This is a genomic window from Aquimarina sp. AU119 (assembly GCF_900312735.1).
GTDB lineage: Bacteria > Bacteroidota > Bacteroidia > Flavobacteriales > Flavobacteriaceae > Aquimarina > Aquimarina algiphila.
Map to the genome: position 1 here is coordinate 149,618 of NZ_OMPF01000004.1, position 25,579 is coordinate 175,196.

At 31.4% G+C, this 25,579-nt stretch carries 24 protein-coding genes; 11 read left to right on the plus strand and 13 right to left on the minus strand.

Going from position 1 to position 25,579, the window contains the following annotated elements:
- The gene (locus DK442_RS05265) at positions 1 to 684 is read right to left on the minus strand and encodes a cell division ATP-binding protein FtsE (RefSeq protein WP_109434817.1); all 684 of its coding nucleotides are present in this window, start codon (positions 682 to 684) and stop codon (positions 1 to 3) included.
- A 414-nt stretch (positions 685 to 1,098) separates the two neighbouring features.
- Between DK442_RS05265 and DK442_RS05270 the strand changes: the two genes are divergently transcribed.
- The 7 genes from DK442_RS05270 to DK442_RS05300 all read left to right on the plus strand — a co-directional run bounded on the left by DK442_RS05270 (position 1,099) and on the right by DK442_RS05300 (position 10,855).
- Positions 1,099 to 4,116, plus strand: coding sequence for a tetratricopeptide repeat protein (locus tag DK442_RS05270; RefSeq protein ID WP_109434818.1), 3,018 nt, complete (start codon positions 1,099 to 1,101; stop codon positions 4,114 to 4,116).
- Positions 4,117 to 4,165: 49 nt separating this feature from the next.
- The gene (locus tag DK442_RS05275) at positions 4,166 to 5,926 is read left to right on the plus strand and encodes a TonB-dependent receptor (protein WP_109434819.1); all 1,761 of its coding nucleotides are present in this window, start codon (positions 4,166 to 4,168) and stop codon (positions 5,924 to 5,926) included.
- A gap of 152 nt (positions 5,927 to 6,078) precedes the next feature.
- Complete coding sequence (locus DK442_RS05280; RefSeq protein ID WP_109434820.1) at positions 6,079 to 6,891, plus strand: M23 family metallopeptidase; 813 nt, start codon at positions 6,079 to 6,081, stop codon at positions 6,889 to 6,891.
- Positions 6,892 to 7,080: 189 nt separating this feature from the next.
- Complete coding sequence (locus tag DK442_RS05285; RefSeq protein WP_109434821.1) at positions 7,081 to 7,383, plus strand: hypothetical protein; 303 nt, start codon at positions 7,081 to 7,083, stop codon at positions 7,381 to 7,383.
- 120 nt (positions 7,384 to 7,503) lie between these two features.
- Positions 7,504 to 8,421, plus strand: coding sequence for a hypothetical protein (locus tag DK442_RS05290; protein ID WP_160114058.1), 918 nt, complete (start codon positions 7,504 to 7,506; stop codon positions 8,419 to 8,421).
- A gap of 165 nt (positions 8,422 to 8,586) precedes the next feature.
- On the plus strand, positions 8,587 to 8,904 hold the full coding sequence (locus tag DK442_RS05295; protein WP_160114059.1) for a hypothetical protein: 318 nt from the start codon (positions 8,587 to 8,589) through the stop codon (positions 8,902 to 8,904).
- Between the two features lie 157 nt (positions 8,905 to 9,061).
- Complete coding sequence (locus DK442_RS05300; protein WP_109434824.1) at positions 9,062 to 10,855, plus strand: DUF885 family protein; 1,794 nt, start codon at positions 9,062 to 9,064, stop codon at positions 10,853 to 10,855.
- A gap of 57 nt (positions 10,856 to 10,912) precedes the next feature.
- Here the strand turns inward: DK442_RS05300 and DK442_RS05305 are convergent, their stop codons facing one another.
- The 3 genes from DK442_RS05305 to DK442_RS05315 form a co-directional block, all read right to left on the minus strand.
- Positions 10,913 to 11,644, minus strand: a complete 732-nt coding sequence (locus tag DK442_RS05305) for a hypothetical protein (RefSeq protein WP_160114060.1) — start codon at positions 11,642 to 11,644, stop codon at positions 10,913 to 10,915.
- A 39-nt stretch (positions 11,645 to 11,683) separates the two neighbouring features.
- The gene (locus DK442_RS05310; protein WP_200825089.1) at positions 11,684 to 12,400 is read right to left on the minus strand and encodes a phytanoyl-CoA dioxygenase family protein; all 717 of its coding nucleotides are present in this window, start codon (positions 12,398 to 12,400) and stop codon (positions 11,684 to 11,686) included.
- A gap of 354 nt (positions 12,401 to 12,754) precedes the next feature.
- Complete coding sequence (locus DK442_RS05315; RefSeq protein WP_109434827.1) at positions 12,755 to 13,273, minus strand: hypothetical protein; 519 nt, start codon at positions 13,271 to 13,273, stop codon at positions 12,755 to 12,757.
- 201 nt (positions 13,274 to 13,474) lie between these two features.
- Here DK442_RS05315 and DK442_RS05320 point away from each other — a divergent pair, with 201 nt between their 5' ends.
- Positions 13,475 to 15,100 carry an amidohydrolase gene (locus DK442_RS05320; RefSeq protein WP_109434828.1) on the plus strand — a complete coding sequence of 542 codons (1,626 nt, stop codon included), beginning with the start codon at positions 13,475 to 13,477 and terminating at the stop codon, positions 15,098 to 15,100.
- A 156-nt stretch (positions 15,101 to 15,256) separates the two neighbouring features.
- Here DK442_RS05320 and DK442_RS05325 read toward each other — a convergent pair whose 3' ends face one another.
- The gene (locus DK442_RS05325) at positions 15,257 to 16,267 is read right to left on the minus strand and encodes an SMP-30/gluconolactonase/LRE family protein (RefSeq protein ID WP_109434829.1); all 1,011 of its coding nucleotides are present in this window, start codon (positions 16,265 to 16,267) and stop codon (positions 15,257 to 15,259) included.
- 222 nt (positions 16,268 to 16,489) lie between these two features.
- Here DK442_RS05325 and DK442_RS05330 point away from each other — a divergent pair, with 222 nt between their 5' ends.
- Together DK442_RS05330 and DK442_RS05335 are read left to right on the plus strand one after the other, a co-directional pair.
- Positions 16,490 to 17,506, plus strand: coding sequence for a sensor histidine kinase (locus DK442_RS05330; RefSeq protein WP_109434830.1), 1,017 nt, complete (start codon positions 16,490 to 16,492; stop codon positions 17,504 to 17,506).
- Positions 17,507 to 17,564: 58 nt separating this feature from the next.
- Positions 17,565 to 18,254, plus strand: a complete 690-nt coding sequence (locus tag DK442_RS05335; protein ID WP_109434831.1) for a LytTR family DNA-binding domain-containing protein — start codon at positions 17,565 to 17,567, stop codon at positions 18,252 to 18,254.
- A 45-nt stretch (positions 18,255 to 18,299) separates the two neighbouring features.
- Here DK442_RS05335 and DK442_RS05340 read toward each other — a convergent pair whose 3' ends face one another.
- Positions 18,300 to 19,070 carry a hypothetical protein gene (locus DK442_RS05340; protein WP_235010910.1) on the minus strand — a complete coding sequence of 257 codons (771 nt, stop codon included), beginning with the start codon at positions 19,068 to 19,070 and terminating at the stop codon, positions 18,300 to 18,302.
- Between the two features lie 139 nt (positions 19,071 to 19,209).
- On the minus strand, positions 19,210 to 19,923 hold the full coding sequence (locus DK442_RS05345; RefSeq protein WP_109434832.1) for a bifunctional 2-polyprenyl-6-hydroxyphenol methylase/3-demethylubiquinol 3-O-methyltransferase UbiG: 714 nt from the start codon (positions 19,921 to 19,923) through the stop codon (positions 19,210 to 19,212).
- Between the two features lie 61 nt (positions 19,924 to 19,984).
- Here DK442_RS05345 and DK442_RS05350 point away from each other — a divergent pair, with 61 nt between their 5' ends.
- A complete protein-coding gene (locus tag DK442_RS05350) occupies positions 19,985 to 20,479 on the plus strand; it encodes a YkgJ family cysteine cluster protein (protein ID WP_109434833.1) in 495 nt (164 codons plus the stop codon).
- A gap of 89 nt (positions 20,480 to 20,568) precedes the next feature.
- On the opposite strand, the gene DK442_RS05355 is transcribed toward DK442_RS05350, so the two are convergent.
- The 6 genes from DK442_RS05355 to DK442_RS05380 form a co-directional block, all read right to left on the minus strand.
- Complete coding sequence (locus DK442_RS05355) at positions 20,569 to 21,252, minus strand: Lipl32 family lipoprotein (RefSeq protein WP_109434834.1); 684 nt, start codon at positions 21,250 to 21,252, stop codon at positions 20,569 to 20,571.
- Between the two features lie 323 nt (positions 21,253 to 21,575).
- Positions 21,576 to 22,655 (minus strand): DUF6620 family protein, encoded by a 1,080-nt coding sequence (locus DK442_RS05360; protein WP_109434835.1) that lies wholly within the window; start codon positions 22,653 to 22,655, stop codon positions 21,576 to 21,578.
- A gap of 29 nt (positions 22,656 to 22,684) precedes the next feature.
- Positions 22,685 to 23,734 (minus strand): SPFH domain-containing protein, encoded by a 1,050-nt coding sequence (locus DK442_RS05365; protein WP_109434836.1) that lies wholly within the window; start codon positions 23,732 to 23,734, stop codon positions 22,685 to 22,687.
- 21 nt (positions 23,735 to 23,755) lie between these two features.
- Positions 23,756 to 24,520 carry a hypothetical protein gene (locus DK442_RS05370; protein ID WP_109434837.1) on the minus strand — a complete coding sequence of 255 codons (765 nt, stop codon included), beginning with the start codon at positions 24,518 to 24,520 and terminating at the stop codon, positions 23,756 to 23,758.
- A gap of 26 nt (positions 24,521 to 24,546) precedes the next feature.
- Positions 24,547 to 24,747 (minus strand): hypothetical protein, encoded by a 201-nt coding sequence (locus DK442_RS05375; protein WP_109434838.1) that lies wholly within the window; start codon positions 24,745 to 24,747, stop codon positions 24,547 to 24,549.
- Positions 24,748 to 24,856: 109 nt separating this feature from the next.
- Positions 24,857 to 25,540, minus strand: a complete 684-nt coding sequence (locus DK442_RS05380) for a Lipl32 family lipoprotein (RefSeq protein ID WP_109434839.1) — start codon at positions 25,538 to 25,540, stop codon at positions 24,857 to 24,859.
- Positions 25,541 to 25,579: the final 39 nt, after the last annotated feature.

Genomic DNA, 25,579 nt, shown 5'->3' on the forward strand with positions numbered 1-25,579 from the left:
CTATCCTTTTCTTTGTACAACTTCAAAAACTTTATTTCCATCGCACTTTAAGGTTTTAGAAGGGTATTTAAGAAGTAAAGCATAATCATGAGTAGCCATAAGAATGGTATTACCATTTTTATTAATATCTTGCAATACTTCCATAACTTCAACAGAGGTTTGTGGATCAAGATTCCCAGTAGGCTCATCTGCTAATATTAATTCTGGATCGTTTAATAGTGCTCTTGCAATCGCAATGCGTTGTTGTTCTCCACCAGATAATTGATAAGGAAATTTAAAATCTTTAGTTTTCATTCCTACCTTATCCAAAACATCATCAATTTTACTATCCATTGCTTTTTCATCTGTCCATCCAGTAGCCTTAAGCACAAATACAAGGTTACCTTTTACAGTTCGGTCATTTAATAATTTGAAATCTTGAAATACAATACCCAGTTTTCTTCTCAGAAAAGGAATTTGATTTTCTTGTAATGAAGGAAGATCAAAGTCAACAATACTTCCTTCGCCTTCTAATAATGGAAGGTCACCATATAAGGTTTTCATAAAACTACTTTTTCCTGTACCGGTTTTACCAATAAGGTATACAAAATCACCTTTGTTTACTTCTACATTGACATCAGATAGAATTAAGCTTTCACGTTGATAGATTGAAGCATTTTTAAGGCTTAATACCGTATTGGACATAGTTTATGATTCAGAATTAATAGTATTTGGTAAAAGTAAAAAGTTTTCTGTTAAAAAAAATTAGGTATACTAATAGTTTTCAACCAACTTATATAATTAACCAAAATTTAGAATAAATATTTTAGATTTCTAACAGTAAAACAAGAAAGGAATGAATACTTAAAGATGATCACAAGGTAAACTCTGTAGTGATTTAATATTTTTTTGCTAAGTGCGAAGACTGTGTTTTCTTAATAAAAGCTTTCTAAATGCAGTGTTTTCAATAGATGACATTCATAAAGAATTCATAATTATAAATTAAGAATGTAATTATCTCGAAAATCTTTCGTTATTAAAATGAAGATTAGGCTATCTTTAACATAAAATTTATCCACGGGAAACGATATTTACTTTTTTATTGTAATACTTAGTTAAATGAACAAATACATCACCTCGATGCTTTTTGTGATTTGCCTGTCTGCACATATATCTGCACAGCAATCCGCAATTTATACCAATGAATTAGTGCAATATAATCAGGCACTAGAATTGTATAACAATAAGCAGTTTCTGGCAGCTCAAACCCTTTTTGATAAAGTGCGTGAAGCTTCAGGAGATGAAAATATTGACGCCAATTGTAGTTATTATATTGCTAATTGTGCTGTCTGGTTAAATCAAAAAGATGCAGATCAACTTTTAGAAGAATTTGTAGTACAATATCCAACAAGTATTAAGCGTAATGCTGCTTATCTTGATGCAGCTACATATTATTTTGATAATGGGAAATATGCATATGCCCGTAAATGGTACGATAAGGTAGATGAAGGGAATTTAAGCCGAACAGAAAAAGAAAAGTATGACTTTAATAATGGGTATGCTTATTTCAAAATCCAACGATTTAACGAAGCTAAAAAATTCCTTAATCAGGTAGAAGATTCACCAGAGTATGGAGCAAAGGCAAAATACTATTTGGGCTTTATTGCATATGAAGGAGATAATTATAAGGAAGCAGATAAATTATTTGATGAAGTTAAGGATTTAGATCAATATAATAAGAACCTATCTTATTTTCAAAGTGACATGAATTTTAAGTCGGGTAATTTTCAAGAAGCTATTAACGAAGGCTTGACTCAGCTACCAAAATCAAAACCTTCAGAAAAATCTGAATTGAATAAGATTATTGGAGAGAGTTATTTCAACCTTGGCGAATATCAAAAAGCGATTCCGTATCTTAAAGAATATAGAGGTCGAAAAGGAAAATGGAATAATACAGATCATTATTTCTTAGGATATGCATATTATAAGCAAGGTGAGTATCAAAATGCAATTTCTCAATTCAATAAAATTGTAGACGGCCGCAATGCTACTGCTCAAAATGCATATTATCACTTGGCAGAATCGTATTTAAAAACTGACCAAAAACAACAAGCATTAAATGCTTTTAAGAATGCTTCAGAAATGGATTTTGAAGCTAAAATAAAAGAAGATGCTACATATAATTATGCAAAACTTAGTTATGAGATAGGAAATTCTTTTGAGAGTGCTCCAAAAGTATTATTATCATATCTGGATCAATATCCTAATACCGAATTTGAAGAAGAGATTAAGGAACTTTTAATCAGTTCGTATATCACCTCAAAAAATTATAAAGAAGCAATGGATTTGCTTGAAGGTAGTCGAAACTTTGCAGATAAGGAAGTATATCAAAAAGTTGCTTTTTATAGAGGGATCGAATTGTATAATGAAAATAAATATACAGAAGCCATCTTATATTTTGATAAATCCTTAAAAGAGCAAGTTGATCCTAAGTTTACAGCTAAGGCAACGTATTGGAAGGCAGAAAGTGATTATTTACTTACTAATTTTGATGATGCGTTAATTGGGTTTAAAGATTTTCAAAGTAGTGCAGGAGCTTCTACCACGAATGAATATCAACAGATTGATTATAATTTGGGATATACGTATTTTAAATTAAAACAATACCCTCAAGCTGCAACGTATTTTGATACGTTTTCTAAAAAGGATAATATAGATGAAGCAAGGCAGGTTGATACTTATTTAAGACTAGGAGATAGTCATTTTATATCTAGTAAATATTGGCCGGCTATGGAAGCATATAACCAGGCAATTGATAAAAACGGACCTGATTCTGATTATGCACATTATCAGAAAGCAATTAGTTATGGTTTTGTAAATAAACATAATAAAAAGATTCAGGATCTTGAGATGTTCTTAAAAAAATATCCTAGATCTACGTATCGTGATGATGCTATGTTTGCTCTAGGTGATGTGTATGTGTCTGAAAATAAGGTGCAACGAGGGATTGATGCCTATGATCGTCTTATCCGTGACTTACCCAGAAGTTCATATGTGCCAAAAGCTCTATTAAAACAAGGCTTGATCTATTACAATGGAGATAAAGGAGATCAGGCATTATCAAAATTTAAAAAGGTAGTAGCAGAATATCCAGGTACCGATGAAGCTATTCAAGCAGTAAATACAGCTAGGTTGATTTATGTAGATCTGGGTAGAACAGAAGAATACGCTACTTGGGTTAAAGGACTGAGTTTTGTTGATGTGAGTGATGCAGATTTGGATAACACTTCGTTTGAAGCTGCAGAGAAACAATTTTTGGAGAATAATGATAATGCAGCAATTAATGGTTTTGAAAAATATTTAAATGAATTTCCAAATGGATTACACGCCTTAAAAAGTAATTTTCATCTGGCACAATTATATTTCAAAAAAGGACAAAAAGAAACTGCTGTACCCCATTATGAATATGTATTACAACAGGATCGCACAGAGTATACAGAACAATCTCTTGCAAGATTATCCCAGATACACCTGGAGAACCGCAATTATGAAAAAGCAATTCCGGTATTAGAACGTCTAGAAAGTGATGCAGATTATCCTCAGAACATAATCTTTGCACAATCTAATTTGATGAAATCATATTATCAGTTACTAAAGTATCAAAAGACTATTGAATATGCGGATAAAGTGTTGGCTAATCCAAAAATCCAAAACGATGTAAAAAGTGATGCTAAAATTTTTACAGCACGGGCAGCTTTCCAAACTGTCGATATGGAGAGGGCAAAACGAGCATATGCCGAAGTACAGAAAATTGCAACAGGAGAACTGGCTGCAGAGGCTTTATATTATGAAGCTTACTTTAAGAACCAAGAAGGAAATTATAAAAGCTCTAATGAAACTGTTCAAAAACTATCTAAAGATTTCCCCGGATATCGATTGTATGGGTCTAAAGGATTAGTACTTATGGCAAAAAATTTCTATGGCCTTAAAGATGCATATCAGGCAACCTATATTTTGGAAAGTGTGATTAAAAACTTTACAGATTACCCAGAGGTAATTGATGAGGCAACTATCGAACTTAAAAAAATCAAAGCCGAAGAGGCAAAAACAAATTCATCTATCCAAACCGAACAATAATAATCAGTTATTAAACGAGTTGTATCATATGCTTACATATTTTAAAAAAATGAATAGCCCTTGTAGTTTTTCAAAACCAATTGGGTCTGGAGTATTACTTCTTATAAGTACTTTTATAAGTACAGTAACTTTTTCACAGGAAAAAGAAAAAGAAACGCTTGAAACTGAAAGGGTAGTTATTGTTAAGGCATATACACCAACAATTAGTGATGCGTTTAAAATTAAATCTACGCCAATTCTTAATGATTCGGTGGCACAACAAAAAAAAGAAATTCGATATAGTATATTTTCGGTACCTGTAGCATCAACATATACTCCAGCCAAAGGTCGCGCAGCTAATATTGATAGACCTAAACCCATTGAGATCTATGATAATTATGCAACATTAGGATTTGGAAATTTCACATCGGTTCTTGCAGAATTTTATAGTAACTTTCAGATCAATAGATCAGATAATATAGGATTGTATTTGCATCATAATTCTTCACAAGGTGGTATTGAAGATGTGCAACTGGATGATAAGTTTTATAATACTTTTCTGGATCTTAATTATACTTCTCGAACAAGAGATTATACATACGGAATAGAAGTTGGAGTAGAACATCAGTTGTATAATTGGTATGGACTTCCAGAAATTCCTGAGCTAACGCAAGTACAAATTGATGCCATCGATCCACAACAAAGTTATTTTGGTGCCAAAATTGGAGGGAAGCTTCAATTTGATGATTTATATTTTAAGAAAGCATCATTAAATTATAGATTTTTTGGTGATGCTTTAAGCTCTGTAGAACATCATGTCGTTGCAAAACCGACTTTTGAGTTTGAAATAGGAGATAATTTGATTACCACTAATTTTATTGTTGATTATCTAAGTGGTAATTTTGAGAGAGATCTTGACTTTGCTTCGCAAACTCCCAATAAATATGGTATTCTAAATTTGGGAGTAAATCCAAGCCTGGTGATTCTTAGGGATAATCTTACGGTAAACCTGGGAGCAGCTGTATATTACAGTATTGATACAGAAAATAGCGATAATGATTTCTTTATTTATCCAAAAGTTACTGCTTCTTATAGATTACTAGAGGAAGCTGTTATCGCGTATGGTGGTTTAGAAGGAGAATTAGAACAGAATAGCTATAGAGATGCAGTACAACAAAACCCTTTTGTTTCTCCTACATTAATTATAGAACCTACAAATACTTTATATGATGCATATATAGGATTAAAAGGAAAGATATCTGATGTAGTAAGTTATAATTTTAGAGGAAGTTATGTTTCTGAAGATGAAAAACCATTATTTGTAAACAATGCTAGACCAACATTACAACTAGAAGGTTTTGATTATGGAAATTCATTTTCGTATCGTTATGATGATATCAATACTCTAGTAGGATACGGGGAGTTAAATTTTGAAATTAATAAGAAGTTTAAACTGGGAGCTTCTGCAGAATATTTTAATTATAGTACAGAAGACGAACAAGAAGCATGGAATTTACCTGAAATCAAAGCTTCAGTGCTTATGGATTATCAAATTAATAAACAATGGTATTTTGGAGCTCAACTATTTTATGTAGGTGAAAGAAAGGATATAAACAATCAAGTTATTGCTCTTCCTTCACTTCCAGAGTCTATAGTTACTTTGGATAGCTATTTTGATGCTAATGTTAATCTGGGGTATCGTTTAAGTGATCAGCTTTCATTTTTTGTAAAAGGAAATAATCTGGCTGGAGAAAATTATGAACGCTGGGTCAATTTCCCAGTTCAAGGGATACAGGTTTTAGGAGGAGTTACTTATAAGTTTAATTATTAGACTAGGTTTCTTAAAAACTAGATTTATTTTTTTTTGTAACTTATAGAGGTTATAGTATCCAATATAAAAGGGAAATATACTCGGTATAGTTTTTGGTACTAATTAAAATAAAAGTATAAAACCTCTAGACAATCATTAAAAACTAAAAAAATATGAAAACCAGTACTCTTCTTATTTTAAGTTTATTTTCGATATCTCTGTTTTCTCAGGATAACTTTAAACTTTATTATGAAGAGACTGAGAATGGTTTTACTATCCTTGCCGATAATGATGAGTATAGCCCGGTTTCAGCTAAAATAGATTTTAGATTAGAGAATTTAAACTCTACCAATGGAAATAATAAGGTGTTTGTTGTGCCCGCAAAAACCAAGAAACACATCATTACAGATCTAACCGTAATTGATAGAAAAAAACGTATAAAATTAGGGTATGAGTCTACCTATAATCATGGGAATCATAACCTGAAGAAGTATGATACTAACTTTAAGTATTATTTACCTTTTCCAAAAGGAAAAGAATATTGGTTATCCCAAGGATATAATGGCACTGTCTCCCACAAAAATGAAAATGCGCTAGATTTTAAAATGCCTGTAGGAACTAAAATATATGCCGCTAGAGATGGAGTTGTAGTAGATATAGAAGAAAGTTTTAGTAAAAGTTGTACAACATCAGAATGTGCAAAATATAATAATTTTATTCTTATATATCATAGTGATGGTACTTTTGCTGAATATACTCATATCAAAAAGAATGGAGCAGAAGTAAAGATTGGAGATCAAATAAAAATAGGTCAGTTTATAGGATATAGTGGAGATGTAGGTTGGGCTACCGGGCCACATTTGCATTTTATTGTGTTTTTTCAAAGGTTAAAAGAAAGAGTAACGCTAAAAACAAAATTTCTTACAGGTAATGGTAAACAGGCAATTGCTCTTGTCGAAAAAGAAAAGTACACGCGTGGTTATTAACTCCTTTTTTTATTGAACCTCTTTTATAAATTGGATATAAGAAATTCCAACCCCTTTTTTCCTTATTAATAATCCCCTGTTTTCAGGGCACTAATTTTCATTGTTTATGGTGTTTGGTATACTTCCAAACGACTATATCTTGCACAGTATTAAGAATAATTCATTTTAACTTTTAATACGCAACTACAGATGAAAAAGATTAATATACATACGTACATTGTAACCTTTATTTTACTTTTTGTTTTAGCAGCAATCTGCAGCATATTAGGGAATGCCAATGATAGGGGAACACTAGTTTTTACTCCCACGACAGAGTTTTTAATGAAACTAAATACGATATTTAAATTACCTACAGATGCTATTGGATATTCTGGAGTTGTAAAAGGGATATATGGTTTAATAGGAGGACTAATTCTTAATGTTCTGTTATATTCGTTTGCATTTGAACGTTTTGTTTTTTGTTTAAAAAGTTTAAAAAGAAAGTTGATTTAAAATCAAAAAATAGATTACCAACTTGACCAAAAACATTATCTTAGAATCGTTCAAATCATTGGTGTGATGCTGTGTGCTCTTGAAAAAAATACAAATACATTAAAATTCATTTTATTTTTTTTGATACTAAGTAATTTTACTTTTGCTCAAGAAAATATTTCATTTAAAAAACTTATCTCCAAAACCAATAAATACCTCGAATTCTACGGGGAGATTTCAATTTATGGAAAAAATTTATATTCGTTTAATGAAATAGGGATATCTAAAAAAGATCAAAAAAACATACTTAAAAATAAAAAAGACTATGAATTTGTAGTCAGAGACTCCATTGGTAAATATGATTTAATTCTCTTTTTACAGAAAAAAATAATGTATAACCTAAATAGAGTTGTTACTAATGCCGAGTTTGGTAAAAATGATATTACTCAATTACTTAATTCATCTGAATTAGATATCATAAAATCAGATGATGGTAAACTTTATAATTTTTCTATTGATGAAAAAACAGGAGGTACATATAAAAGTAGAGTTTCATTGATGCACTATACAGAATTAAATAATAGTGTGCAAAAAGAAGAAGATTCAATGAATGCTCAAAAATCAAAAGTTTATGAAGTTTTTGATGGTGATGGTTTTACTGGTATTTTTTCGATACCAACAACAGAAGGAACTAAATACGTGCTAACAAAATTTGTTAGAGGATGCTCGCTTTGTTTTCTGAGCGGTGTGATGTTGGTAACCTACAAAAATGGAATATTTCAACAAGACTTTTCATACTCTCTTGTTTTGAGGGATTGGGAAGAAGGTGTTAAATATGAGCCTAAAACAAGAATGATATCGGTAGATTATAAAACAGATGACTTAACAACCGATTGTAATTGTAAAAATTACATTGAAAGTGAATCTAATAATAATGACCAAGACTATTTTCAAAATGTGAATCAATCAAATACTTTCAAATGTCAATGTGTTTTTATGTTTAATGGATTGAATTTTGAATTAGTAAAAGAGTGTAAGGAAAAAATAATTGAAGACTAGTTTTTAATGTATTGTTATATTCTTTTGCATTCGAGCATTTTGCTTTTTGTTTGAAGCGTTTAAAAAGTAAGTCAATTTAAAAGCATGATCAGAAACTAAACTGATATAGGATACCTGACTTTCTTTTTTAGAATTATATAGAGCATATCATAAATATTTAAGTTGATGACAAGAATTAATTTCCACATTTTTAGTCTATCAGTAATTGTACTTTCTGTTTTAATGACCTATAGTGTTATGGCTGAGTACGCCAGTGAAGAAGGTACACTAAGTTCTAATGCAATATCTATAGTTTTGAGAAAAACGTATACGGTGCTTATGTATCCAACACAAACATTGTTTAATTTGATTAGTGTCAAAGGACAAGGTTTTTCCATTTTTATTATTCGTCTTATTTTTAATATTTTATTATATGGATTAATAATAGAACGTCTCATTTTTTTCTTTACTTTTTTAAAAAGAGAAAGACTAAGTAATAACTAATAAAAAAGTAGAAAAAAGTTTAGAATATTAGATGTGTCTACAAATCTGATTTTTTACAGATTAAGAGTGATTAACTTCATTATAGGTTCTATAAGAAACATTTCTTTTCTTGTGAATTTTCCTATCTTTCCTTCCTAAAACAAAAACACATCACATCATGATTAAAAAGACACTTGCCATGGTTTGTCTCACCTTGATTTTTACAGCTTGTAAAAATGAAACAACCACGACAAAAGAGCCCACAGAAGAAATTAATGTTAGTGCTAAATTTAATGAGATGCTGGACAACTACTATGAAGAAGGTTTACAGCTCAATCCTGTGCAAGCAACTTTTGCAGGAGATAATAGATTTAACGATCAATTCCCCAATCCTTTGGCCGACGAAACCGTAAATAAATCTAAAGCGTATTTTCAAAAATATAAAGAGCAATTAGCACAGTTTGATGATGCTACATTATCTGAAAGTGAAAAAATGACCAAAGCAATTCTCAATTGGGAATGTGACATGAGTTTAGAGGCGTTTAATTTTAAACAAGACTATTTCCCAATAGATCAAATGTGGTCTATTAACCTTGTCGCTGGGCAGTTAGCTAGTGGTTCTAGTGCTCAGCCATTTAAAACTGTAGAAGATTATAATAATTGGTTAAAGCGTCTTGAAGGATATATTGCATGGATGACCTCTGCTGAAGCAAAAATGAAAGAGGGGATGACAGCAGGATATGTGTTGCCAAAATCTCTAATTGTAAAAGTACTTCCGCAATTAGAAGCATTGACTGTAGAAGATTTGGATAAACATCTTTTTTATACTCCTGTTAAAAATTTCCCTGAAGGTTTTACAGAGGAGGATAAAAAACAATTAACTGAAGCATATAGTAAAATGGTATCTGAGAAAATCATTCCCGCTTACAAAAGTTTACATCAATTTATGAGTACAACTTATATGGAAGCAGGAAGAGCTAGTTCTGGGATTTCTGAAATCCCCAACGGAAAAGAATTTTATCAATATCAAATCAAGTTGTATACCACGACAACAATGACGGCTGATGCAATTCATGAATTAGGGCTTGCTGAAGTGGCAAGAATTTCTTCTGAAATGGAAAAAATCAAGGAAGAAGTAGGATATACAGGTGATCTAAAATCTTTCTTTGATCATGTACGTAATAAGAAAGAGTTAATGCCATTTACAGAACCTCAACAAGTTATAGATAATTTTAATGCGATTCATGATCGTATGAAACCACAAATTGAAAAATTATTTGATGTAAAACCAAAAACACCATTCGAAGTACGTCGCACAGAAGCATTTCGTGAAAATTCTGCAAGCGCAGAGTATAATCCAGGATCTTTGGATGGAACACGACCAGGTATTTTTTATACACCAATTCCTGAGGTGACAAAGTATAATACATATAGCGATGAGTCTCTGTTTTTACATGAAGCTATTCCGGGACATCATTATCAGATTTCACTTACTCAGGAAAGTGAAGAATTACCAAAATTTAGAAAAACATTATGGTATAGTGGATACGGAGAAGGATGGGCGTTATATAGTGAATCTTTAGGTAAAGAACTTGGGTTGTATACAGATCCATATCAGTATTTTGGAATGTTAGGTGCAGAAATGCATCGCGCTATACGTTTGGTGGTAGATACTGGACTACATTCAAAAGGGTGGACTCGCGAACAAGCAATACAATATTCGTTGGATAACGAGGCTGAATCAGAAGCTGGAATTACTTCAGAGATCGAACGTTATATGGCGAATCCCGGGCAAGCGCTGTCATATAAGATTGGTCAGTTAAAAATAAGAGAGTTAAGAGCTAAAGCAGAAAAAGAATTAGGAGACAAATTCGATATTCGTCAATTTCATAATCAAGTATTAGAGACTGGGTGTGTTCCATTAGCATTGCTGGAAGATAAAATCAATACCTGGATTGCAAATAATAAGTAATTATTATTCTATATCGTTAAAAGAGGTTGTTTAAAAGCTTTTAAACAACCTCTTTTTTTATTTCTTTTTAAGCCACTGTTCAAAATATAAATTCTCAATTTTCTTTCGCAGTCCAGAGTTTATAATTTCTATGGGTTTTACATCTGAACTTAGATTTATCAAATACCATATTTTTTCATCATCGGGTTTAAATTCTAAATCAGAATTTGTATCTCGTATGGTTTCTATCATAATTTGATCACTTTTAGGTATTAGTGTATATGATATTAAGTCTTCGTTTTTAGGAGATAACCTTTTAAATTCAGTGCCGTCTGTCCTTGATATAAATAAATGTTCGGGATCATTATGATTAAGTTTTTTATCATTATTGTAATCAATATCTCCAATTTTATATAAAATACTTTTAGATAAGATTGCCCCGGTTTCTTTAATATTCACTATATAATCAGTAATTCTCATCTTAGATTCAGTTAATAGTCTAGTCTGATTAGAGTTTTTGTCATAAAAAAGAATATTCCAATATCTTGGATAATCTGCCCAGGAATATTCATCACCACTATATCTGCTAAATGTTTTTTTTCTTTCTGAATGTTGTGTAGTAATAGGTAATAAAACCTGAGAGGTGCTATCTATAAAAACAGGTTTGTCATATTCAAATTTAAAATTGGTTAATATAGAATCAATCTGATGTTGAGTAAGGTTTTCATTTTCTATTATTTCAATCTTAGGATGATCTCTATCACAAGAATACATGATAATAATTAATAGTAAAAAGAGTAGTTTTTTCATGATTTAAAGTTTTACTAAAAGGTGTGAAAATTGTAAGATTTATTGTCCTAAATTTATTTCTTGGCGTTCTAACCAATTTAGGGGGTTAGTAAGTTCGTGATTGCAAAATTCTAAATGAATAACTCTCCTTTGTTTATTATTAGTTGTCCGATTTGAAGCATGCAATATCAATGGTTTCATTAACATTGCTCCTCCTTTCTCAATTTCGCAAATATGTTCGGTTTCATTTTTCCAATCAATTGATTTTGATCGATGAATTCCTTGTAGATGTGATTTAGGAATTACTTTAAGTGCTCCATTGTTTTTATCAGTTTTGTCCAAATGAATTCTTATGGTAATGGTATCTTGTAGTATCTTAATTGGTGGTTGAACTCCAAATTGCCCTTTTTTAAAAGTCCAGTTTATGTAATCTTTTAGATTTGCTTTCTGATCAACAGCTATACTTAAATCTTGATGATAACCTACAAACCAATTGGATTCTTTCGGTTTATCAAAATAAATGGCTTTAGTCAAAAAATAACTAGAATCAGGCAAAAAATCAATCAAATTCTTGTTGAAAAGAATTGTTTTCAGTTCAGGAATTACATTTATAAGTTGTCTAATGGCAAATACATCTTTTGTTTTTAAGAAAGAATCCCCATTCTGTTCAGAGTTTTTAATACATGTTGACATCTTATTAATTTCAGATTCAGTATACAGATTAGTTAAAACTGAATACCCTATTTCTTCTAACTCAACTTTATTCTTGATATACATTATTTTCTGAAAAGATAATTAGACAACCAAAATAAAGAAAACCTATGACATTTTAATTGTGCTTTTTATATTCATAGTAGTATATTATGATATACAAAAAACCGCCTTAAGACGGTTTTTATAGTAAAGTGGGTAGACACTATGACGATCACGCTACAGTTTCTTCTTCTATAGTGATATAAATGATAGCGCCAATACTAATATTGAGTGACAAACCTAAAGCAAATATTTTTTGAAAATTAGGGGATAACCTCCCTTTTTGTTAAGGGGTGTTTTTTGGAATTATACCCGTTGTTACTACTGGGTATTGGTCAGATAGGAATAAAAATTTAATGAGGTGAAATCAAAAATGTATTATTGTAATTTAAAATAATGCTCAGATACAAAAGGACATTTTTCTACTTTTTCTATATTCATAGACCAGGTTACACTTGTTATTTTCCAGGAATTATTGACTAGCATGAGTGACCAGTACTCTGTACCCCAGTTTTGAACTGTAGAATTAACAGCCAAAGTATAATCAAAAGATATCGTTGCAAACTGATCTCTTACATCCATTTTGATATTATAGAATTTTTCTTCAGATCCATCTGCTAGATTGTTATAAAATGTTTTGTAATCACTAGAAGTAAAAACAAAATCAGGCATTTTCTTCGCTACCATTTCTTTTGATTTATTGGTAAAAATAGCAGCCCAGGTAATAGAATCATGTAAAAATAAATTAGAGAATTTTTCGAAATTATTGTGTTCTATAATTGAGGTTCTAAAATCCTCGATGACTTGTTCTAATTTATGATTAGTAACATCACTGCTTTGTGCATTTGAGAAAAATGATAAGAAAGTTAAGCCGATTACTATAATTTTAAATTTCATAGAAAATGTATTTGTTAAGATATATTTACGACGAATCCGTTTCAATTTTGTTACCAATACATTAGAATCTATGAAGCAGAAGTGATAGTTTTTTTAATAATCTAGATGTAATTATTTGATGTTTGAATTCTTATATTAAGAAAATCTTAACCACTTCACTACTAAGATATATTTACATTTAGGCCTTTAAACTCAACTATAATGAAAAAATTTCCTTTATTATTTATCATCGCACTATCTGTTGTTTCATGTCAACAACACAAAGAGAAAGTAGATTTACTTGTGCTAAATGCCAATGTATACACAGTAGATGATGCGTACCCAAAAGCTGAAGCCTTTGTGATAAAAGATGGTAAATTCTTAGATGTAGGTAGTAATGATGAGTTGTTAAATGGATATGACGCAGGTGATACTTTGGATGCTAAAGGAAAAACAATTGTACCAGGATTGATTGATGCTCATTGTCATTTTTATGGACTTGGATTACAACAACAAAAAGTTGACTTAGTTGGTACTAAAAGTTATAAGGAAGTATTGGATCGTATTGTTGGATTTCAAAAGGAAAAAAATGTGCCGTTTATAACCGGAAGAGGTTGGGATCAAAATGATTGGGAGGTAAAAGAATTTCCAACAAAAGAAAAGTTAGATAGTTTGTTTCCTGATACCCCGGTGGCTATTACAAGGGTTGATGGTCATGCGATGATTGTAAATCAGAAAGCCTTAGATCTTGCTAAAATTACAATTGATACAAAGATAGAAGGTGGAGAAATTGTTCAAAAAGAAGGAAAACTCACTGGGGTACTTATTGATAACCCTATGGGATTGATTAGGTCAGTTATCCCTCAGCCAACGATAAAGGAGAAGATACAAGCACTAAAGGATGCAGAAGCGATTAACTTTAGTTATGGATTGACTACAGTAGATGATGCTGGATTAAGCCCAGAAGTAATTGCTTTAATTGATAGTTTGCAAAAAAATGATGAGTTGAAGATTAGAATGTATACTATGGTGAGTAATGTGCCAGAATACGTAGATTATTATTTAGAAAAAGGAGTGTATAAAACAGATAAACTGAATGTTTCTTCTTTTAAGGTATATGCAGATGGAGCATTAGGATCTCGAGGAGCTACATTAAAAGAGCCATATTCAGATAAAGAAAACCATCATGGAGCAATGGTAATAGGGAATGCTGATTTTAAAACGTTAGCAAAACGATTAGCAGGATCTCCATTTCAGATGAATACACATGCTATTGGTGATTCTGCAAATGCAGTAGTGATGAAAACATATTATGAAGTATTACAGAATAAATCAGATAGAAGATGGCGTGTAGAGCATGCTCAGGTAGTAGCTCCAGAAGAATTTGATATTCTTAATGATAACTTGGTAATGAGTGTGCAACCTACCCATGCTACCAGTGATATGTATTGGGCTGATGAGCGATTAGGAGAAGATCGTATTAAAGGAGCATATGCGTATAAAAAATTACTTGAAAAAACGGGTAAAGTTGCTTTAGGAACCGATTACCCTGTAGAACATGTAAGTCCTTTCTATACATTTTATGCTGCTGTAGCACGAAAAGATTTAAAACAATATCCAGAAGGAGGTTTTCAAAAAGAAAATGCTCTTACAAGAGAAGAAACCTTAAAAGGAATGACTATTTGGGCGGCATATAGTAATTTTGAAGAACTAGAAAAAGGAAGCATCACTGTAGGTAAATTTGCTGATTTTGTAATCTTGGAAGATAACATTATGGAAGTCGAAGAAGATCAAATTCCAAAAATAAAAGTAAAAACTACATATTTGGCAGGGGAGAAAGTATATTAATTTGTTGTGCAAATCATAATATACTGATCAACATAAAATATTAAAAAAATAGACCTCATTCGATTGTCTGTTCGATTTTTGATTGTTTTTTGATTGTTTTTGAAAGAGGCCTATTTAATTTTCTTTATCTATGTTTCGGTTTTAAGTGTTCTTTTATTAATTCTGATCATCCAATTTTACTTTTAGGATTGTAGGTTCGTATAATTTTTCCATAGGAAAAAGAGATCCATCTTTATTGAAACTTCCAAACTGAGCATTTGCGATATAGTACAACTCATCTTCTATCAAAACACCAGTTGATGGATTATTCATCATTGGATGATTATATTCTATTAGTATCGTTTTAATGATTGTATTTTGTTCTGTATTAAGTACTAATTTTCTAACCGAATTCTCGTCAGGTTGAATACCAATTAGAGAGTTTTTATAAAAATATAGCCCATCAACACTTTTTTCCCCGGATACTTTAATACCTTCTAAACATTGTAATATTTCTTTTTTACCAGTTTTGATATGTACACGGGCAATTCCTTCAGTACAAGCTATAAACAAATATGTATTATCATTAGAAATCGTTATTCCATTAGGATATCTTAATTCAAAGAGGTCAGATAAGACTTTTAATCGACCTTCATCTTTTTGTATAGTATATAGTTTAGGTTTAGAAAACATATGGGTAGCATATATATTTCCAGATGTATCCAAAGTAATATCATTAAAGAAATGAACTTCTCCAGGGATATCTACCCAATATTTTTTAATAAGTTTCCCGGTTGTCAGGTTGTACTTAAAAATTCCAGAAGGGCGACCTTCTATCGTGTCATTTTTGGTATATCCTATAAGGTTATTTCCTCCAGAACTACATACCCATAGATGTTTTCTTACCGGATCAACTTTCATCCCAATAATCATATGTAAACCATCTTGTTTAGGTTTTATAAAGTCCTGATATAGTCCATCTTTTGTTCGTTTTATAATTTTTCCTTTTCGGGTACTTCCAATATAAAAAGTTCCATCATTGCTGTCATATGCAACATTTTCGGGTAGCAGATCTTTTTCAGGAATTGTAAAAGCTATAAAACTTTTATTAAATTGTTCTATTGGTTCTTGAGCTATTCCTGAAAAACTAAATCCAGCAAAAAATAAGATGTAAATAACCTTCTTCATTGGTGTTCTTTTAAAAATGCGAATTACATAAAGTGTTTTCCAGCATAACTAATGTATTTCATAAAGAAATCGAAAAGATTAATTTTATATAAATCTTCACTTTTTTGATGTGTGCTTACTCTTTACTTATGTAAATTCATTACACATAAATAAATTATGGGTTTACATAAATTATAGGTTTAAGTGAGTGTCAAATCCGAAAATCCTATAGCTTTGTTATCAATGAAAATTAAAAGCATCTGGTTTCATATAGGATTTTGGATTATATATACTGCTATATTTACTGTAGTTGAAGCTAGTTATAAAGGAAAATATACAGAAGCATTAGCTTTTGAGCTTATGAATATGCCCATGCGGCTTATTGTTGTTTATTTTAATTACTTTGTTTTACTTCCTAGATTTTTATTGCAAGGAAAAACAGCAAAATATTTTACATATACACTATTAACATTAATTGTTGCAGGGTTTATTCAACGACTAGCCAATTACAAGATACTATCCATGTTTTACTCTGATTTGTATGATTTTGGAGTGTGGCTACCATATAAATTTCTGCAGACTTCTATGATTATTGCGTCCCCTTTAATTCTCATTATTGGAATTTCTGTGATATGGAAGGTAGCAGAACTACAAAAGCGAGCTAAAACCCTTGAAAACGAAAAATTACAATCAGAGTTAAAATACCTGAAATCGCAGATCAATCCTCATTTTCTTTTTAATACATTAAATAACATTTATGGATTGTCACTGGAAAATTCGAAAAAGACTCCCGAATTAATTCTCAAATTATCTGATTTTCTTAGTTTCTCTCTGTATGAGAGTACTCAAAAATTTATTCTTTTAGAGAAGGAAATCAATTTATTAAATGATTTTATTGACCTTGAGAAATCTCGATTTGACGATAGAGTAGCGGTAGAAGTATCCATCCCAGAAAATATCAATCAGATATCTATACCTCCTTTGATTTTGGTGCCATTTGTTGAAAATGCTTTCAAACATAGTTTAAAAAATGAAACAAGAATTGCCCATATATTTGTTAAATTAGAAGTTGTCGATGGTCAATTGATCTATGAGGTTAAAAATTCTAAACCGGATCAAACTATTGAGGATTCTTCTCCCAGAGGTATCGGATTAGAAAATATCAAGAAAAGATTAAATATTTTGTATGATGATCAATACGAATTGCAAATTGAAGATGAGGATAAATTATACTCTATTGTATTGAAAATTAATGTATAAAGATGTGATTGTGTTTGAAAAATAACTGTGAAATGGCTCAGACTAATAAAATAAACAGATGAAACTTCAATGTATTATAGTAGATGACGAGCAGACTGCTAGAAATATTTTAAAAAAGTATATCGGTGATGTTTCAAACTTAGAACTAATTGCAGAATTTAAGAATGCCCTGGAGGTTCTTGATTATCTTCAGAATAATCCAGTAGACCTGGTTTTTCTGGATATAGAAATGCCTAAACTTTCTGGTTTGAACCTAGCAAAAATTATAGAAAATAAAGTCAAAATAGTTTTTACCACTGCACATCGAGAATTTGCTTTAGAGGGATTTGATCTTAGTGCTGTTGATTATTTATTAAAACCTTTTTCTTTTGACCGTTTTCTAAAAGCGATTCAGAAAATGACACCTCAATTTTCTAATATTGTTATTCCTCCTGTTGCGGATCATATTTTTATCAAAGCTGATAAAAAAATGGTAAAAGTCAATTTTTCAGAATTACTTTATATCGAAGGTTTAAGTAACTATGTAAAAATTCATACTATAGAAGATACATTGGTTGTGTATGAAAAAATGAGCGATCTTATATTAAGGTTACCATCACAATCTTTTATGCGTATACATAAATCCTATATCGTAAATACCAGAAAAATAAAAACATATACAAAAGAGTATGTAGAAATTAAAAAAACGCATATTCCTATAAGTTTAACCTATAGAAATACTTTGTTGTCATTTTTAAGTGGTTCTTAATTGTCTTTACAAAAGGTGTATACGAATGATTTAGTTATATTCATTTTATCTTCCACCGTTAGCTTGTAAATCTGCAATGCATTGAGGGTCCAGTTCTGGAATTACATCTCCCATACCCATCATACCACTGCCAAATTGTATAGCCGCTTCCATTAGACAATTAGAAACATTACAGTGACCTTCAGCTTCTTCATCTTCATGTTGGGATTGTAAAGGACTTCCTAGGTCGACTAATCCCATTAGGTGAGCAAATTCATGATTAAGTGTAGCAATTTCTACTGTGCTAAGAGCTGGGGAGTTAGGCCTTGCGTTTAATGCCAGCAATGTACCTTGATAAATAACCATAGAAGTGTTGAGATAAGCAGAACCCAAAGTTACTTGTTCAGTTGTGTCATCTTCTCTACTTCCATCTGCAAAATATACATATACAGTGATATTACCATCTTCATTGAATAATGTTCTGGTATCATTTTCTATTTCTGCAATTTCTTCGATAGTAAAAGGAGCTTTACCAGAAGAAGGAACAGAACGTTGAGTAATGGTAATTCCATCGGGCTTAAATAATCTTTCCTGCAAAAAATCTCTAAATCCATTTACAGCAGTAGCTGATGGTTCAAACCCTTGTACAGATACCATTTCTATAGTGATACTGGTAAAATTTGTAGCGCTTAGAAGGTCATTCGCAGAGCTACCAAGTGGTTGTTTATTGTTTACCTGTAAGGCATTAGTTGAAGGAGTATTATCATCATCATTAGAACACCCAATGAGAATAAATGAAGAGATCAATAAGTAGGTTAAAAATTTTGTTATTTGCACAGGAGTATTTTTAAGGATTAGTTAGTGTTGGTAAATAAACGAATTTACACAGTATCTTATTTTTACTTTAACATTGTTTTTGTATGTACTTCTGTGCCACAAAGATTGTACCATCAATTTTAGTATAAGAAGTATTTTTTTAAATTGCTAAAGTAAGTCTGGCTAAGTAGTCGTTGTTTTCTCCTTCAAATAACAATTCGGTTAAAAAACCATTAGTATTAGCTGCATTTTGTAATGTATTATAGTCAATATATAACCAGTCAAATTTTTCTGATTCTTGATTTTTATATTGTAATGAGTACCTCATTTCGCCATAATATCCAGCAGATGCATCTACCCAAAAACCCCCATCATCATCTTGAAAAAGATATGAAATGTCTGAAGAATCCATAAGAATTTGCCCACCAGGAATTAAGAGTCTTTTTATATGTGTGAAGAACATATCAATATTACTCAAAGTACCTATAATGCCACTCCCATTCATTAAGAATAGTATAGTGTCAAATGATGTGTGATTATATTGAAAAATATCCTGAGTCAGCGCATTTTGAATCCCTCTTTTTTTACAGATTTCTACGGCACCTTCCGAAATATCAATTGCAGTCACATCGAGTTTTTTTTTGTCCTGAAGAAATAGACTATGACTACCTGCACCGCATCCGACATCAAGTACTTTTCCGTAAGAAATATCTAATGCTTTTTGTTCTATTTTAGGCATTTCTGGATAAGATCTGAAAAGATAGGGTATAGGTATATGATCATCATCAAAATCATCAGCTTTCACGACAATATCTTCTGTATATTCCTTATTATAAAAATCTTTGATAGCTTTTCCAAAGACATCTGTATTCATCCTTTTTGGGTTTATAATTTTGGTGGTTATGATTAGTACTTAAAAATCTTATTTTTGCAGTATGCAAGAATTTATAGATCAATTACCACGACTGGCCAAAGATAAACATAACGAGAATAAAAAGTTCTTTGCTAAACTTAAAAAAAAACCGCCCAAAAAGTTGGATCATATCATGCAGGATTTGCACGACGAAGAGTTTAGTGTTACCGACTGTTTATCTTGCGGAAATTGTTGTAAAACTACCGGGCCATTGTTTACAGATAAAGATGTAGAACGAATTGCAAAATTCTTAAAGATGAAACCCAGGCAATTTGAAGAACAATACTTGCAAATAGATGAGGATGGAGATTTGATTTTACAAGGAACGCCTTGTACTTTTCTTGGAGCAGATAATTATTGTAGTATTTATGAAGTAAGGCCAAAAGCTTGCCGTGAATATCCTCATACAGATCGTAAAAAATTTCAGCAAATATCCAATTTAACACTAAAGAATGTGGCTATATGTCCTGCAGCATTTAATATTGTCGAAAAGATGAAAGCCAGGTTACCTTTGTAAATATTATTACAAAACAAATCTCCCTATATTTTCTTTTATAGAAAACATAGGGAGATTGTATTTATCGTGTGTCTGTTATTTAGAACTTATTATAGTCCTTTTTTTAAATCTTCAATAGTTTTAGCCATTACTACTCCAGGTAATTTTATTGGAGCTGCAACTTGTGCTAAAAATGTACCTTTTACTTCACCAGTTTTGTATGTAGTAAAACCAATACGGTATAACCCAACAGTTAATGCTTTAAGAGGATCACTTACTTCACTTTTATATCTTAATAGTGAGTTGTATTTACTTCCACTAGGTTGTTTTGGCATTTCACTACTATCATCATTACGTTCTAAGGTAGTCCAATTTGCATTTTTTGCACCTTCTTCTGTAATATTATCTTTACTAATAATATCAGAACGCTCTAATGTAATATATGTATCAAAGAAATCTTTAGATCCAGCATTTTCTGTATACGCAGCAGATGAAGTAGCTCCCTTTACTTTAGTTTTACCTACAGGAGACATCATTCTTACTCCTAGTTCTGGTGCTACAGCAGGTATCCATACATAGATATAATAAAATTTCTTCCCATCTTTTACTTCATCTTCGTTACCAGGAGCTGCATATCCCATGTAAGATACAATATCAGTATATGGTACTTTTATAGTTTTAGGACCTATTTTTTTTTCAGTTAAACCACCAAATTTACCAAGTTTTTGAGCTTGAGTCTCGACAGATGTTCCCAAAGCAAAGATGGCTAGTAGAATTAAGATTTTTGTTTTCATAATAATTGATTTAGTTATAGTTATTAATGATTAGTTGGTTAGACACACGCATTATTTCTATTTAATATTTTGTTAAATATATTGAAATAATTATTTACGCAAATATGAACTTTTCTAACGAGAATGATACTCATAATGAAATATTATATTTTTAATCCATTTAAGATTTTGATTTTCAGTGATTTACATCGATGTTTCTCAAAAGTTTAATGTGTGTTTGTAATTTGTTTTTGATGTATAGAACAAGATGACCCGGTTTCACAGTATTCGTAGTGTAGTGTTATGGGGATTCAACAAACCCCGGGTCATCTTTTAAATTGATTTTAGAAATCTATATCATCACCTGCTTTTGCCGATGCAAATTCTGCATTGTATTTCTCCATAAGTTCACCCATTTGGAGTGCCATACGTGTATCTGTAGCCATTTTTGGAGACCAGTGCGCCCCTACAGAACTCCAATCGGTAACTGTAAGCCCATATTCTTGTAAAATTGAAGCAGCATCTTTTCCTTGTGTAGCTCCCATGTTTTGATGACACATAATTTTGATATATAGCTCAAAATCTTCCATTACTTCATTTAAACCACCACTACCATTAGAGCTGCTTGATGCTGAACCTTGATTAGTTTCTTCACTTGCAAATTTTCCAATATTTGAATTCATAAATGCATCACCATACACCTTTGATATTGCAAATGTAGTATCTTGGGACATTCTTGCCGTCCACTCTGCAGAGACTTCATCCCAGATAGGTTTTTCTGTTCCAACTACTTTTAGTACTTCTTCTAGATCCATACCTCCTGCAATCTTCGCATTAGCAGCAGCCCAGGTTTCCATATCAATCCCCGAAATAGGATCTAATAAACCACCTGCTTCTGCCGCTTCTACATGAGCATCCATTTGAGCATCTAATTTAGCTTTTTGTTCTTTTAAGAAATCATCTGCAGCATCATATGCTTTCTCTTCTGCATCATCTAATAAAGCTATTCCCCATAAAAAATGTTTTTCATCAGAGAATCCATATTCATTGATCTGATCATTAAACTCTTCTGCATTATTGTCTTTGAGGTCTTTAATATCGTTTAGTATATCTGTAGCATCATCATGAGAAAGTTCACGAACTTGCTCAGGCATTACAAATTTATTTACATATCCGTACCTTCTTATGCCAGAAGGAAATTGATTATTAAGGTCAACCCAATGAGGCTCGTTTAAATTTGGTTTAAATGGCCAGACATCATAGTTCTCGTTAGTATCAAGATCCTGAAAAGAAAGATCTGCACATGGCCATGTAGTATAATCATAACTATGCCAATCCATGCGATCTAGTACTAATAAATAGTCTCTATATTCATCTTTGTTTTTTCCTGAAACATTTTGATATAATTCATTTATAGTGCTCATAGTCTTTAATTTTTAAGATTGATTTTGTATTAAAATTGAGATAATATTTCTTGTTTTTTTTGTTTGTACTCCTGCTCATCGATAAATCCAGCATCAAACATTTTTTTTAATTTTTCTAATTTTTGCATTGGATCATCATTTTGTGGAGGAGTGTTTTGTTGTTGTGGAGATTGTTGTTGCGAAGCCTGCTGCCCTTGGTTTTGGTTATTCTGATTATTCATCATGTTCCCTAACATTTGCCCCATTCCTAATCCAGCTCCCATTTGCATACCAATGTTACCTCCTCCTTCATTTTTTGCCATATTTTTTAAGGCTTCAAGTTGTTGATAATCTTGATAACTAACGCCTAACTCTTTCATTGCTTGAGCTTCTGCACTCATATCTGCAATTCTTCCTATTCTCGTTTTGGTTTCTTCGTCAAAACTGGTGCCTTCTATTCTAAAATCAAGCAATTCAAATCCAAGCTCGTCAAAAATCTGAGTGCATGAATTCTTAGAAAATGATGCAATTTCATTACGATGTTTATCAATTTCTGTATAACTAAAAGAAGCATTGGCAAGAAAATCACTTATTGGCTGAGTAATTCTGGATAAGATAACTTTTTGTATGGCCTTTACAGGATAATAATCATCACCAGCAATCACATTTCTAAAAAAATCAACAGGTTTTGTGATTTTAAAAGAGAAATTTCCAAAGGCGCCAAGTCCCACAGGAAAATTATAAACAGGATCTTTATATGTAATTGGAGAAGGAGTTCCCCAACGTATATTTTGCATTTCAGCCTTTCTGTAAAAGAAGATACCTACTTTATGAGCAGATTCAAACTTGTACATAATGTTTTTGATCGTTGTCCAAAAAGGAATATTTCCTGTTTTAAGGTCATATAGGCCCTCTTCTTCAAAAAAGCCTTCCACTTTTCCTTCGTATACAAAAAGACACCCTTGCCCTGGACCTACAATCAACTTTGATGCGTTTTTTATTTCATCTCCGTCTTCTGTCCATTTTTCAAAAAGAGTTTCAGGTTTTGGATCTTGCCATTCGATTACCGAACGTAATTGATTACTAAATGAATTTGACATAGCTGTTCCTTTTTAGAATTACTAATAGTTAGTTAAAAATGCTGTTTTAGCTTTAAAATCTTTTTCGTAGCGATCTTTATAATCTGGGATAATTTCAATTCTTTTTTTAAGATAAGTCTCTACATATTTTTGATATATAGCATCTAATTCTTCTTTTTTGTAGATCTCTTTACTTTTAAGATAATTTTGAAACTTAAGCTCCTCGTGGTGTAGATAATGTTCTAGTGCAGCTTCTTCACCTAAAGCATGAACAGCAAAATGTTCTATATTTCTAGCTTTGGTTCCAGGTTCAAAAGTGTTTACAGTCTGACAATACTCGCATGTACTGTAATAGGATCTGAAAAAATTATCTTTTACAGGAAGTTTTGCCTGACATTGTGTACAACAAAAATCTTTGGATAATGTATCTTTTACTTCCTGAACTAATTTTTTTGCTGCATCTGCAAAAATTTTAACTTCGTATGATTTTAGTTTTTGTTCCAAATCAAATCTGGTGTGGAACCCTTTGTCTCTTTCTTTATTAAATTGATCTGAACCAAAATCAACACCTGAATTTTCAAAAGCTTCTTCAACTTTTTCATCCCAAGTATCATCTATTTTATAAATCAAATCACTAGCTTGAGAATAAATTCCTTGCCAGGCATTACTAAAGGTAGTGGTCTCAAAATCTGTAGCTTCGAATAATACAGGTAATGCAGCTTCGGTTTTTTCTAGTACTTCTTGAAATCGTTCTTTAATTTTTTTGAGAAAACCATCCCATCTATTTTGTGTTTCAATGAAAGACATAGTTGTAAGGAGTTGTTAGTTGTATTTTAATAGAATTGACCTCCGCAGAAATCACAATACTGAAGATCTGTATCATCAGGTCTGGCTGCTCCGCAACCTTTACATTTCTTAGTTTCCAGACCAGCATTTGTTTCTTCATATTTTTTGGTAGAAGAGATTGCATTGGCTAGAATATCATCCAAAAGATTTTTTTCTTTTTTTGGTTTTTCGTTATCGTTTTCTTGCATTTCGAATCGTGGGTTTTAGAAAAAAAGAATTTGACAAAAGTGGTTATCCCCATATTTTTGTATTAAAAAATATAGGAATAACCATTGGGATTAATATTCCAATTTTATATTATAACCCTTTTTTTAAGTCTGCAATAGTCTTTGCCATAACTACTCCAGGAAGTTTTATCGGAGCTGCAACTTCAGCTAAGAATGTACCTTTTACTTCACCAGTCTTATAGGTTGTAAAACCAATACGGTATAATCCAACAGTTAATGCTTTAAGAGGATCGCTTACTTCACTTTTATATCTTAATAATGAGTTGTATCCTCTTCCGCTTGGTTGCTTAGGCATTTCACCACTATCGTCATTACGTTCCAGGGTTACCCAGTTAGCAGCTTTTGCAGCCTCTTCGCTAATGTTATCTTTACTTATAATATCAGAACGTTCTAGAGTAATGTAAGTATCAAAATAATCACTAGAACCGGCATTTTCTGTATATGCTGCAGATTTTGTAGCCTTTTTGATTTTGGTTTTACCAACAGGAGACATCATTCTTACTCCTAGTTCTGGAGCAACAGCAGGTATCCAAACATAGATGTAATAAAATTTCTTTCCGTCTTTTACTTCATCTTCATTTCCAGGAGCAGCATATCCCATATAGGATACGACATCTGTATATGGTACTTTTATAGTTTTAGGACCAATCTTTTTTTCAATAGAACTACCAAATTTCTTTAGTTTTTGTGCATTAGCGTTAAAAGTGCTTCCAAAAGCTAGTATTGCTGCTACAATTAGAATTTTTGTTTTCATTTTTTGGTTTTTATGATTTATTAAATGTGTTTAAAAAGT